Origin of the sequence: Nioella sp. (assembly GCF_965215655.1) — a bacterium.
Lineage (GTDB): Bacteria > Pseudomonadota > Alphaproteobacteria > Rhodobacterales > Rhodobacteraceae > Nioella.
Window position 1 is genome coordinate 3,097,482 of sequence record NZ_OZ244111.1, and the last position, 13,001, is coordinate 3,110,482.

10 protein-coding genes are annotated in these 13,001 nt (G+C 62.1%); 6 read left to right on the forward strand and 4 right to left on the reverse strand.

Annotation, left to right across the window (positions count from 1 at the left end):
* Positions 1 to 25 precede the first annotated feature (25 nt).
* On the reverse strand, positions 26 to 1,885 hold the full coding sequence (iolD, locus tag ACOOEX_RS15395) for a 3D-(3,5/4)-trihydroxycyclohexane-1,2-dione acylhydrolase (decyclizing) (protein ID WP_420395657.1): 1,860 nt from the start codon (positions 1,883 to 1,885) through the stop codon (positions 26 to 28).
* 371 nt (positions 1,886 to 2,256) lie between these two features.
* Here iolD and ACOOEX_RS15400 point away from each other — a divergent pair, with 371 nt between their 5' ends.
* The 3 genes from ACOOEX_RS15400 (at position 2,257) to ACOOEX_RS15410 (ending at position 4,145) form a co-directional block, all read left to right on the forward strand.
* A complete protein-coding gene (locus ACOOEX_RS15400) occupies positions 2,257 to 2,685 on the forward strand; it encodes a DUF2852 domain-containing protein (protein WP_420395658.1) in 429 nt (142 codons plus the stop codon).
* Positions 2,686 to 2,765: 80 nt separating this feature from the next.
* Positions 2,766 to 3,212, forward strand: a complete 447-nt coding sequence (locus ACOOEX_RS15405; RefSeq protein WP_420395659.1) for an RDD family protein — start codon at positions 2,766 to 2,768, stop codon at positions 3,210 to 3,212.
* A 108-nt stretch (positions 3,213 to 3,320) separates the two neighbouring features.
* Positions 3,321 to 4,145 carry an arginyltransferase gene (locus ACOOEX_RS15410; protein WP_420395660.1) on the forward strand — a complete coding sequence of 275 codons (825 nt, stop codon included), beginning with the start codon at positions 3,321 to 3,323 and terminating at the stop codon, positions 4,143 to 4,145.
* 77 nt (positions 4,146 to 4,222) lie between these two features.
* On the opposite strand, the gene ACOOEX_RS15415 is transcribed toward ACOOEX_RS15410, so the two are convergent.
* From ACOOEX_RS15415 to ACOOEX_RS15425, 3 genes are all read right to left on the reverse strand, one after another.
* Positions 4,223 to 6,580: a TRAP transporter large permease gene (locus ACOOEX_RS15415; protein WP_420395661.1), complete on the reverse strand. Its 2,358-nt coding sequence runs from the start codon at positions 6,578 to 6,580 to the stop codon at positions 4,223 to 4,225.
* Positions 6,581 to 6,594: 14 nt separating this feature from the next.
* The gene (locus ACOOEX_RS15420; protein ID WP_420395662.1) at positions 6,595 to 7,527 is read right to left on the reverse strand and encodes a TRAP transporter small permease subunit; all 933 of its coding nucleotides are present in this window, start codon (positions 7,525 to 7,527) and stop codon (positions 6,595 to 6,597) included.
* 123 nt (positions 7,528 to 7,650) lie between these two features.
* Positions 7,651 to 8,733, reverse strand: coding sequence for a TRAP transporter substrate-binding protein (locus tag ACOOEX_RS15425; protein ID WP_420395663.1), 1,083 nt, complete (start codon positions 8,731 to 8,733; stop codon positions 7,651 to 7,653).
* Positions 8,734 to 9,423: 690 nt separating this feature from the next.
* Between ACOOEX_RS15425 and ACOOEX_RS15430 the strand changes: the two genes are divergently transcribed.
* The 3 genes from ACOOEX_RS15430 to ilvN are packed head-to-tail and all read left to right on the forward strand — an operon-like array spanning position 9,424 to position 12,956.
* On the forward strand, positions 9,424 to 11,166 hold the full coding sequence (locus tag ACOOEX_RS15430) for an acetolactate synthase 3 large subunit (protein WP_420398382.1): 1,743 nt from the start codon (positions 9,424 to 9,426) through the stop codon (positions 11,164 to 11,166).
* Entirely contained in the window at positions 11,166 to 12,371 is a 1,206-nt protein-coding gene (locus tag ACOOEX_RS15435; RefSeq protein ID WP_420395664.1) for a glycosyltransferase family 87 protein, read from the forward strand. The genes ACOOEX_RS15430 and ACOOEX_RS15435 overlap by 1 nt, the downstream gene beginning before the upstream one ends.
* A gap of 24 nt (positions 12,372 to 12,395) precedes the next feature.
* Positions 12,396 to 12,956, forward strand: coding sequence for an acetolactate synthase small subunit (gene ilvN / locus ACOOEX_RS15440; RefSeq protein ID WP_420395665.1), 561 nt, complete (start codon positions 12,396 to 12,398; stop codon positions 12,954 to 12,956).
* Positions 12,957 to 13,001: the final 45 nt, after the last annotated feature.

Consider the following 13,001-nt stretch of genomic DNA (forward strand, 5'->3'; position numbering starts at 1 on the left):
TCTGGCCCCTAGGTGACGCAGCACCTCAGACCCCCGGCCGCTGTTTCTTGCGAAACGCTTCCTGACCGCTGCGCGCGGCCCGCACGCCCTCACGCTCGGACACCTCCGGCACGCCCACATACCAATCCGCCCCACCCGGTGTCCACGCATGGGCATCCGAAGCGATTGTCAGTACCGTGGTCCGGTCGGTTCCCTGCGCCCAATCCATTGCGGCCTCAAGATCGGCGAGGCTGTCGCAATGGCGCGCATAGGCCCCCATGGATTCGGCATGCTTGGCAAAGTCGACATGGCGCGGATTGTCCCTGTTCAGCACCCGCGAATCCTTGAGCAGGTTGTTGAACCCCGCCCCGCCCATGCCGGTTTGCAGCCGGTTGATGACGCCAAACCCGCCATTGTCGCAGACCACGACGATCATCTTGTGGCCCGAAAGGACCGATGAATAGATATCGGAATTCATCATCATGTAGGATCCGTCGCCCACCATGACGATCGGCGTGCCATCGCCGCCCTTGGCCATCGCATGACCCCAGGCCCCGGCGATTTCATACCCCATGCAGGAAAAGCCAAACTCGCAATCAAACGTGTTGGGGCTTTTCACCCGCCAGTTCTTGACCGTCTCACCCGGCAGGCCGCCCGCTGCCGTCACCATCGTATCCTCGGGTCTTGCCATCTTGTTCACCACCGCGATGACCTGCGCGTAGCTGGGGGGCGTGCTGTTGGTTGGGGCCTGGCCCTCGTCCAGCATCCGGTTCCAATCGGCATAGAGCCGCTGCGCATCCGCCATTCGGGCCGGATCGCAGACCCAATCCCCAAGCGCATCCTCCAGATCGGCCAGCGCTTCCAGAGCATCGCCCACAACCGGCAGCGACCGGTGCTTCAACGCATCGAAACGCGCCGCGTTGATATTGATGAACCGGGTATCGTCGCCGAAGGTGGTCCAGGATCCGGTGGTGAAATCCTGCAATCGCGTACCGACCGCGATCACCACATCGGCGTTTTCCGCAAGCGCCTTTGCCGCGTCGGTGCCTTCGATCCCCAACGGGCCGACATATGCGGGATGATCATGCACCACCGCCCCCTTGCCCGCGATGGTTTCCGCCATCGGAATGCCGCGCGCCGTTGCGAATTCCGCCAGCGCTGCGCCTGCACCGGAATAGCGCACCCCGCCCCCCGAGATGATCAGCGGTGCCTTTGCGGTGCGCAACAGGTCCGCCGCCGCTGCAACCTGATCGCGCGACGGGCGCGGGCGCGGGATCGCCCACAGCCTTTCCTCGAAAAAGGCCACCGGGTAGTCATAGGCCAGTTCCTGCGTGTCCTGCGGCAGGCCAATGAAGGCCGGGCCGCAATCCGCCGGGTCCAGCATGGTGGCAATGGCCTGCGGCAGCGACGACAGGATCTGCGCGGGATGGGTAATCCGGTCCCAATACCGGCTGACCGGCTTGAAGCCATCGTTCACGGTCGTCGTGGGATTTCCGAAATGTTCCACCTGCTGCAGCACCGGATCCGGCAGCCGGTTCGTGTAAGTGTCGCCAGCCAGCAACAATAGCGGCAGGCGGTTGGCATGGGCCACACCGGCGGCGGTGATCATGTTGGTCGCACCAGGCCCTACCGAGGAGGTTGCAACCATGATCTGCCGCCGCAGCCTGGCCTTGCCGTAACCGATCGCCGCAAGCGCCATGGATTGCTCGTTCTGGCCGCGCCAAGTGGGCAGTTGGTCCTGTACCGTTTCCAGCGCCTCTGCCAGACAGGTCACATTGCCATGGCCGAAAATGCCGAACACCCCTGCAAAAAGCGGCACCCGTTCGCCGTCGATTTCCGTGAACTGGTTGCAAAGATAGCGGACCAGGGCCTGCGCCATGGTCAGACGAACCGTTTCGTGGGGCATGCCGCTTCCTCCTGCGATGCTTTTCGACAGTTTATGAAGTGTGTATTGCAATTGCAATAGCTGCGCAATATTCATTGCAGATAATCTGCGCCCCGATGAACAGAACACAGGAGATACGATCTTCCCGCTGTTCTTTCAGTCCGGCGGCGAGGACTTGGTTCAAGGCCTTAGCTTGGTCCGGTCGCATTCTTCTTTTCTGTGCACACGGTGAGGTGCAGCAATCTCCTTGTCCTTGACTGAAAAAAACCTGGCGTCCTGCCGCAGCAAAGAAAATGTAAAAACTTTTCACATCACCCCTTGAAGCCTCCGTCCGGCTTCCCATCTTGGATCATGTAAAGAGGATTTACATTGACCCCGAAACGGAGGACACCATGACTGCAACCGCCACCACGACCGATGTGGCCGACACCGCCAAAGGCTGGTTTTCGCGTGCCGAAGACTGGCTCGATGACAAGGGCAAGGGCGCCTGGATCGCCGCCATGGTCCTTGGTTTCATCTTCTTCTGGCCCGTTGGCCTCGCCCTTCTCTTCTACATGATCTGGAGCAAACGTATGTTCACCAAAGGCTGCCGCACCCGTACCCGTTCCCATGGCCATTATTTCCGCACCTCGGGAAACACGGCCTTTGACAGCTACAAGGCCGACACGCTGCGCCGGCTGGAGGAAGAGCAGGACGCGTTCGAAAGCTTCCTCAACCGCCTGCGCGAGGCCAAGGACAAGGCAGAGTTCGACCAGTTCATGGCCGACCGTGCCCGCCGGGCCCGGGAAGAGGCTGTTGACGCAGACACCGTAGAGGCCTGATCCCCCACCCCTGGGCCTCTCTCTGCCGGCCGCGCCTGTCCCCGCGCGGTCGGCCCTTTTCAATCCAAGAAAAACGCGCCATGACCTACAGTATGACTTCCGCCCTGCCCGACCCCGACCGCCAGGCCGTCTTTTATGACGGCATTCCCGCCAAGCGCCTTTTCGCTTGGGTCGTGGATGTGGCGCTGATTTTCATCGCCATGCTGCTGCTTGGCGTTCTGACCCTGTCGATCGCCTGGTTCCTGTGGCCGCTCTTTTGGATTGCCACCAGCTTTCTCTACCGGTCCATCACCATCGCGTCGGGCTCTGCCACGCTTGGCATGCGGCTGATGAATATCGAGCTTCGCAATGCGCAGGGCCAGCGGCTGAACGGCACTGAGGCGATGATGCATACGGGCGGATACCTGCTCTGCGCCAGCTTCTTCCTGCCGCATGTGCTGTCCATCGGGATGATCGCACTCAGCCAGCGCCACCAGAGCCTTCCCGATGCCTTTCTCGGCACGGCAGCGATCAACCGTCCGCAGTAACGAGCCGCTAACCGGGTGGGCAGGCCAAAATGGGTTGCCCGCCCGCCGATCCTGTTGCAGGCTTTCCTGTGACAGGACAGTAACAGCAGCCCTTGCAGACAGGACGTTATGCGCCACAGCCTACCGCTTGCGCCACAATTCTATGTGACGGCCCCGCAGACTTGCCCATATCTTGAGGGTAAGCGGGAGCGAAAGCTGTTCACCGCCCTGCAGGGCGACCATGCCGAAAAGCTGAACGATTCGCTGTCCAAGCAGGGATTCCGCCGCTCACAGAACGTGCTTTATCGCCCATCCTGTTCCGATTGTTCCGCTTGCTTGTCCGCCCGGATCAGAGTTGCGGACTTTGTGCCCACCAAAAGCCAGCGCCGCGCGCTGCGCCGAAATCAGAACCTTGTACGCGAGGCGCGCAGCCCCTGGGCAACAGAAGAGCAATATGCGCTCTTTCGCGACTACCTCGACAGCCGCCACGCCGATGGCGGCATGGCCGACATGGATGTCTTCGAATTTGCCGCGATGATCGAGGAAACGCCGGTGCGCAGTCGGGTCATCGAATATCGCGACACAGATGCCGAGAACGCTCTGACCGCCGTTTGCCTGACCGATGTGCTCGATGACGGGCTGTCGATGGTCTATTCCTTCTTCCGTCCCGATCAAGCCAGCAGGTCGCTTGGCAGCTATGTGATCCTCGATCATATCCAGATCGCGCGGGATGCGGGGCTTCCTTATGTCTATCTTGGCTATTGGGTGCCGGGCAGCGCGAAGATGGGCTACAAGGCCAAGTTCTCGGCGCTGGAGGTCTATCTGGGCGGGTCCTGGCAGCAGTTGAAAGACCCCGAAGCCTATGAGGCCGAGGCGCATCCGCTGTCCATCGACCCGATCGCGGAACAGGTGGCGCGGCTGACCCTGCCGGATACGCGCTCGATGGACGACTGAGCCTTTTCAGAGACCTTTGAAATGGAGAACGGGCCCCCGATTGGAGGCCCGCTTTCGTTTGGGTTTCCGCCCTGCCCCTAGTTGTTGGGCAGCAGATCCGGCACAATGGTCACGATCTGCGGGAAGAGCCAAAGAAGGGCCAGCCCGATCACCTGGATCAGCACGAAGGGAATGACCCCGCGATAGATATGGCCCGTCGTCACACTGGCTGGTGCGACCCCCCGCAGATAGAACAGCGCGAAGCCGAAGGGCGGTGTCAGGAAGCTGGTCTGAAGGTTCACCGCAATCATGATCGTCACCCATTTCGGGTCCATCGTGCCGCCATAGATGACGGGCCCCACGATCGGGATCACGATGTAGATGATTTCAAGGAAATCCAGAACGAAGCCCAGGATGAAGAGGATGATCATCACCAGAAGGAAGACCTTCCATTCCTCGTCGAAACTGCGCAGGAACGCCTGAATATAGTGTTCCCCGCCAAAGGAGATCACAACCAGGTTCAGCAACTGCGAGCCGATGAGGATGGTGAACACCATCGAGGTCACCTTCGCGGTTTCGCGCACCACCGGCGACAGCACACCGCCGCGCAGCAAGACCCAGCACCCGTAGAGCAGCCCGAAGAAGGCAAAGTGATAGGCGCCAAGCGTGATCAGGTAGGCGATCCAGTCTTCCAGCGCCACGGACTCGCGGTTCACCCGCAGATCGAAATTGATCCCGAAGAGGATCATGATCACGATGGCAAGGCTTGCCCAGAGGATGATCTTGCCGGACTTCTGCTCTTCGCTCAGCTTGCGATAGGCCGCCAGCATGATCGCTCCACCGGCCCCGAGCGCCGCAGCGGGCGTCGGGTTGGTGATGCCGCCCAGGATCGAGCCAAGTACGGCCACGATCAGCACCAGCGGCGGGAAGACCACGCGCAGCAACTCGTTCGTGGACAAGCGCTTCATCGCTTCGAGCACACCGTAGGCCGTGATGGCGAAGGGGATGGCCAGCAGGATGAAGGTTCCGCCGGAACTGGTGGCCGGACCGATCAGGGCAATGTCCACCAAGAATGCGGCAAGAATACCCGCAGCACCGATCAACAGCGGGCGCGGATCAGCCGAGGGCATGATCCCGCGGGCGGTGGTCAGAACCAGGGCCAGCATGACGAAGAACACGGCCACGCCGGTGCCGATCGGCGCGATATTGGCCAGCGCTTCGGCGCGGGCAGCGTCCATTTCCTCGGCGGAGCGTTCATGCGACTGCTCCACCCCGCCGGACGCGTCGATGGCCTCCTGCTGCGCAACGGCTGCATCCCAGGCCTCCTGGCCATGCAGCTCGATCATGGCGTCGCGGCAGCTGTCGGACACGTTGGTGCGCAGGTCGGCGGACTCGCCCGCCTCGGAATAGGAGGAGACAAAGATCGACTGGCTGCCGACCAGACCCGCCTGCCCCGCCACGACCACCGCAAGAATGATCGCCAGCGGCACACCTAGGAACCATGTCAGCCCCTCGTTTCGGGTGATGACCTCGCCCGAGCCACCCTCTAACTGCACCGCAGGCGCCTTGGAGGGATTCAGCATCGCAAAGCCGAAGGCATAGGCCCCGTAAAGGAACGCAAGGAAGATGCCCGGCAACAGCGCCGCCTGGAAGAGCGTGCCGACCGACAGAACCGCCGGGCTGCCCAGATAGGTCAGCGCGTCACGACAGCCTGCCGCGATGGCGCGGGTTTCCTGCCCGATGGCATAGAGGTCACCCGCCAGCGTACCGAGCAGAACAATCACGATAGAGGGCGGAATGATCTGCCCGAGCGTGCCCGAGGCGGCAATGACCCCGGTCGCCAGCTCCGGCGAATAGTTGTTGCGCAGCATAGTGGGCAGGGCCAGCAAGCCCATGGTCACCACTGTCGCGCCCACGATCCCGGTGGAAGCCGCCAGGAACGCGCCCACGATCACGATGGACACCGCCAGACCGCCGGGCAGCGGCCCGAAGACGCGCGCCATGGTGGTCAGCAGATCGTTGGCAATCTTGGATCGTTCCAGCGTGATGCCCATCATCACGAACATCAGCACCGCCAGCAGCGTCTCGATGGACTGGCCCGCGATCACCCGCTCGTTCATGCGGTTGACGATAAAGCCCAGGTTGCGGTCCAGCGCCTGTTCCCAGCCACCGGGGAAGAGATGTTCCTCGATCCTTGGCAAATCCGGGTATCGGAAGACCGATATGGCCTCTCGCGCCACCCCTTCCGCAATCAGCGCGGCATATTCCGCCGAGCCGGTGTCGATGGCCGCATGCACCAGCAGCCCGGCATTGTCCAAAGCGGCTATGATGCCGAAGGAAATCACCCCGGCGCCGCCGATGGCGAAGGCCACGGGGAAGCCCGTCATGATGCCCCCGAAGAGGCAGAGGAAGACCACGATCAGGCCGACCTCGACTCCGTCAAGTCCGAATAGCATTGATCCCAGTCCCCTTAATGCGTGCCTTCGTAGGCTTCTTCGCCCTCACCGAGCGAGTCCTTGTCGAGATATCTGCCGGCGCTCTCTTCCCCCTCGACCAGTTCGAGATAGGATCGCCAGAAGAATGCCATCGCCTGAATGAAGACCAGCGCGCAGTAGCTGACGAGCAGGATCTTGAACAGGAAGTAGGCGTTGAACCCGTTCGGGCTGAACCCGATGGTTTCCACGTTCCAGCGCAGCGCCCGGGCCTGCATCATCATCCGGTCCAGCGTCGCGCCCGCATTCGGGTTCGGCGTGACCAGGTGGCGCCACAGGAAATACCACGCATACATCCAGGTCAGCACGGTCGCCGGCATCATGAAGAAGATGGACCCGAACATGTCGATGATCCGCTTGGTGCGGTGGCTGACGGCCGAATAGACCAGATCGACCCGAACATGTCCGCCCTGCACGAAGGTATAGGTGACGCAAAGCGCCACGATCATCGCGTTGTAAAGTTTGAGCTCTTCCGAGAACCAGCTGAGATCCTGCGTGAACCCAAGCCCCATCGGCCCGATGGAGATTTCAGCGACCCGGAAGATGCGTTGCAGGAAGACGATCATGATCTGTTGCAGAACCATGATCAGGCCGGCCCAGGCAAAGAAGCGGCCAACCCCGTTGGCAATGCCTTCCAGCCCCCGCACGAGGCCCCAAAGGAAGTCTCGCTTCCAGAAGCCGATGGCGGTCAGAACAAGGAAGGTCGTGAAGATAACGAAGAAGAATTCGACGGACCCGCCGTAATAGATGAACCGCGCCAGCGATTGCTTTATTTCAAGCGCGCGGTCGCCTTCGGCATGTGCCCACCCGCCAAGCCATGCCAGCCACTCGCCGGGATGCGTGATCGCATTTCCCAGGTTGTAGAAGGACATGGCGATATTCTCCAGCGCCCAGAGAATGCCATCGAACATGTGGAATGCTCCCCCGTATCGGTCGCCCGCTCCGGCCCTGCGCCGGGTGCGACCGTCATCTGTGGCACCGCCCCCCGGTTTTGTGTCGGGGGGCGGGCCGGATCGTTACATCAGCGTCGGGCCTTAGCCCAGAACGCGGTCACGCTGCGCACGGTACGCACCTTCCGATGCGGTCAGCCAGCTGGACGAGGACGCCATGGATTCCATCGCGCTGTTGCGGATGCGTGCGAACAGTTCGTCGCCCATGTTTTCGTCGAGCACTTCCTGAGCGGCGGCACCGAAAGCATCCCAGACCGAGTCGGGGAATTCGCGGACCTGCACGCCACCGGCAACCAGTTGCTGAAGCGCAGCACCGTTGTTCGACAGGAACTGTGAGAGGTTCCACTGATGCGCTTCGCCTGCTGCGATTTCGATGATCTTCTGATGCGCGGGCGACAGGCTGTCGAACACGTCGCGGTTGGTGGCCAGCGACAGACCCGCGCCCGGCTCGTGGAAGCCTGCGGTGTAGTAGATGTTGGTGATTTCCTGGAAACCGGCCGACTGGTCCGCCCAGGGGCCAATCCATTCGGTGCCGTCGATCGCACCCGATGCCAGCGCCTGGTACACCTCGCCACCGGGCAGGTTCTGCACCGATGCACCGAGACGGCCAAGTGCCTGACCGCCAAGGCCGGGCATACGGAAGCGCAGGCCCTGGAAATCCTCCGGGCTGTTGATTTCATTGCGGTACCAGCCGCCAGCCTGTGCGCCGGTGTTGCCTGCCAGGAACGACTTGAGGCCGAAGATCTGGCCCAGTTCGTCATGAAGCTCGTGACCACCCATGTGGTAGTACCAGTTCACCAGTTCCTGCGCGGTCATGCCGAAGGGCACAGCGGTGTAGAACGCATAACCCGGATGCTGGCTGACGAAGTAGTAGTCGGCACCGTGATACATGTCGGCCTGACCGGAGGTCACGGCATCGAACACTTCGAAGGCGCCAACCAGTTCGCCCGCGGCCCGCAGGTCGATGGTCAGAGAGCCGTCCGACATTGCGGTGATGGTGTCTGCAACGCGCTGCGCGGCGTCATGCACACCGGCAAGGCCGCGGCCCCAGGTGGTGACGAGCGTCAGGGTGCGGTTGCCCTGTGCGTATGCCGGTGCGGCAAGTGCGGTCGAAGCAGCAGCAGCGCCGCCGACAGCGGACGTTCTCAGAAAAGAACGACGGTCCATATGGTATCCTCCCCATTTGGAACTCCACGACCCCCATCGGGCCGCGGTTGAGTGTTTTTAGTGAAGGCACGTTAGCGAAGCCTCCCGGCGCAACAAAGCCCAATTTGGCCGGTTTGGCCAGAAAATTGTAAAATTATTTTACCAATTCCCGTAATACGGGTGTCGTATCGCAAGAATGCTCAATTTGCTGGCGCTAACATGAAAGAATTGTACACCATCGTATGCAGGAGGCCGTCCCACACCGCCAATGAGCGACCAGTGATTCTCTTTTTGCGACCAGCCGGATGGGAAACATAGCTCCAAATTGGCCCGATCCGGTCCTGACACGCGGGCATGGCGGACAGGGCCTACTATCGCACGTCGCACGCATCGAAACCGGCGATTGCGGCACCCTGCCCAATCCAGACAGAAAGTTGCTGAAAAACACCGATCCGCGACATTCTTTCGCCCATGCGAGGTTGACGGGCTTTTTCAGCCGTGCATAAGCTGCCGCCACTTGCAAAGAGGAGCCCGCGAATGCCCCGCATTCTCGTACTTGTAGGAAAGGCGCGCATGGGTCGGTGACGACAGCCATATTGGTATCCCATGCGCCCCCGTCACACCGGGGGCTTTTTTTTGCGACGGTGACAGGATTGATCAAGGAAAGCCCATGAGGGGCAACTGCTGGAAGGAGCAAGAGCAATGACCCAGATGACCGGCGCCAGGATGGTGGTCGAAGCCCTGAAGGAACAGGGCGTCGATACCGTATTCGGCTATCCCGGCGGTGCCGTCCTTCCGATCTATGACGAGATCTTTCAGCAAAACGAGATCCGCCACATCCTCGTGCGTCACGAACAGGGCGCGGTTCATGCGGCTGAAGGCTATGCCCGGTCCACCGGCAAACCCGGCGTTGTTCTGGTGACCTCCGGCCCCGGTGCAACGAATGCCGTGACCGGCCTGACCGACGCGCTGATGGACTCGATCCCGATTGTCTGCCTCACGGGTCAGGTGCCGACCTTCATGATCGGCTCGGACGCGTTCCAGGAGGCCGACACCGTGGGCATCACCCGGCCCTGCACCAAGATGAACTGGCTGGTGAAGGAAACCGACAACCTGTCGGGCACCATCCACGAGGCGTTTCACATCGCCACCTCGGGCCGCCCCGGTCCGGTGCTGATCGACATTCCCAAGGATGTTCAGTTCGCCACCGGGACCTACTCCAACAAGCCCAAGGTCTCCAAATCCCACTACCAGCCGCGCGTGAAGGGTGATACCGACATGATCACCGCGCTGGTCGAAGCGATGGAAACGGCGGAGCGGCCCGTCTTCTACACCGGTGGCGGTGTCATCAATTCCGGCCCGGCGGCAAATCAGCTGCTGCGCGAGCTGGTCGAGGCGACCGGCTTCCCGATCACCTCCACGCTGATGGGTCTGGGCTCCTACCCCGCCAAAGGTGACAAATGGCTCGGGATGCTGGGGATGCATGGGCTCTACGAGGCCAACCTCGCCATGCATGGCTGCGACCTGATGATCAATATCGGTGCCCGCTTCGATGACCGGATCACCGGGCGCATCGCCGATTTCAGTCCGGGTAGCCGCAAGGCCCATATCGACATCGACCCTTCGTCGATAAACAAGGTCATCCACGCGGATTTCCCGATCGTGGGCGATGTGGGTCATGTTCTGGAAGACCTGCTGAGGATCTGGAAGAGCCGGGGCCGCAAGACCAACTCGGCGGCGGTCAAACAGTGGTGGGCGCAGATCGAGGAGTGGAAGAAGACCCGCTGTCTCGACTACAAAGCCTCCGAGACCACGATTAAGCCGCAATACGCGCTGGAACGGCTGGAGGCCCTGACCAAGGACCATGACCGCTATATCTGCACCGAAGTGGGCCAGCATCAGATGTGGGCGGCGCAGTTCCTGGGCTTCAACGATCCCAATCGTTGGATGACCTCGGGTGGTTTGGGCACCATGGGCTATGGCACCCCGGCTTCAATCGGCGTGCAGATCGCCCATCCCGATGCGCTGGTCATCAACGTCGCGGGCGAGGCCTCGTGGCTGATGAACATGCAGGAAATGGGCACCGCGGTTCAATACCGCCTGCCCGTGAAGCAGTTCATCCTGAACAACGAACGGCTCGGCATGGTCCGCCAGTGGCAGGAATTGCTGCATGGCGAACGCTACAGCCATTCGTGGTCCGAGGCGCTGCCCGATTTCGTCAAGCTCGCCGAGGCATTCGGGGCCAAGGGCATCCTGTGCACAGATCCCAAGGATCTCGATGACGCGATCATGGAGATGCTGAATTATGACGGCCCGGTGATCTTCGACTGCCTTGTCGAGAAGCACGAGAACTGCTTCCCGATGATCCCGTCGGGCAAAGCCCATAACGAGATGCTTCTGGGCGAGGCCGAAACGCAAGGTGCAATTCAGGCCGGCGGCGCGGTTCTGGTCTGATGACCGGGCCCTCGCAGCCTGCACTTCAACGACTCGAAGGCCGCACCGGCCTTCGGGCCGGGGTGCTGTTTGCGGGCTCGACAGCCCTGCTGCTGGCGATCTGGCTGTTCTTCATCTGGCGCCTGGTGCTGCCCGGCGGAGCGGTCAGCTTCGACGTGGATTTCCGCGTGTTCTGGGCCGCCGCGCAGCTGGCCGTGGCTGGCGAGCCGCTGACCGCGTTCGACCCCGCCCGGCTGATCGAGGTCCACGGCATCGCCGGGGATGACTGGCTGCCTTGGGTCTATCCCCCAACCTTTCTGCTGATCCTGTTGCCGCTTGGGCATCTGTCCTTCTTTGCCGCCTGGCTTGTGTTCACAGGGCTTTCGATCCTGGCCATCCTGTTGGCGATCCGCCCGCTGGCGGCCGGAAATCGCGGCCTGTGGGCGGCCATTGCCCTTGCCCCGGCGATGCTGCCCGCGCTGCTACTGGGGCAGGTCTCGGTGCTATGGGCCGCGGGTCTGGTGGCCGTGCTCGCAGCCTTGCAGGCGGGGTGGCCGGTTCTTGCCGGGGTCATCTGCGGGCTGCTGACGATCAAGCCGCAACTGGGGGTGATGCTGGCCATCGCGCTGCTGGCCGGTCGCCAGTGGACGGCCATCGGCGTGGGCGCCGGCGTGGCCGTGGCCTTCGCTGCGCTCGCCACCCTTGTCTTCGGTCCCGACTATTGGCCCGCCATGGCCGAGATGGGCCAATCCCATCTGGAGGTCGTGCGCAGCCGCATCGCCGAGGGCGGCTTCATGGTCAGCGCCTATTCCGCCCTTGTCGGACTGGGTCTGCCCGAACCGCTGGCGCTTGGCCTGCAATGGGGGCTGGCCGGGGTTGCGGCCATCGCGGTCTGGCTTGCATGGTCATCGGACCGGATCGGCCCCGATCTGCAAGGGGCCGTGTTGCTGACTGCCACGCTCCTTTCCGCGCCCTATCTGTGGTATGGTGAAACCGCGCTTCTGGCCCCTGCGCTGTTGCTGTTTCTTCGCGCCGATGCCCTGCCGCCGGGCTGGGTCGGCTATGCCTTCGGCCTGCTTCTGATGCTGGGGGCCGCGCCCTATATCCTGTTTCAAATCCTGACGACCGGAGCCCAAGTTCCCGTTCGTCTCTTCGTCTCGCCTGTCATCCTGGCCGCGTTCGGCCTGGCGATGGCCACCCTCCTCTCGCGCCGTCGGGCGCGCTAGCCGCTTTCGGGAAAGGAAGTTCACATGTCCCCGCTCAATATCGAACAAGGTTCGTCCAGCCACTCCGCCTACGACCTTCGCAGCCACATGTCCGATGTGGTGGAGGTTCATACCCTTGCCATTCTGGTGGAAAACGAACCGGGCGTTCTGGCGCGCGTCATCGGGCTGTTTTCGGGCCGTGGCTACAATATCGAAAGCCTGACGGTCGCCGAGGTGGATCACACCGGGCGCCGGTCGCGCATCACCATCGTGACCAGCGGCACCCCGCAGGTGATCCACCAGATCAAGATGCAGCTCGAACGCATGGTGCCGGTGCATGAGGTTGCCGACCTGACCGTAGAGGGCCCCCATGTCAGCCGCGAGCTGGCGCTGGTCAAGGTCTTCGCCAAGGGCGAGGCGCGGGTGGAAAGCCTGCGCATTGCCGAGATCTTCCGCGCCAATGTGGTGGATAGCACGCTGGAAAGCTTCATCTTCGAGATGACCGGCACGCCCGAAAAGATCGACGCCTTCGCCGACCTGATGCGCCCCCTGGGCGAGGTGCGCATGGCCCGCACCGGCGTCGCGGCCATGGCGCGCGGTCTGTAAGCCCACTGAAAGACACAAATCGGGGGCGCCGGATCCTCTCCAGCG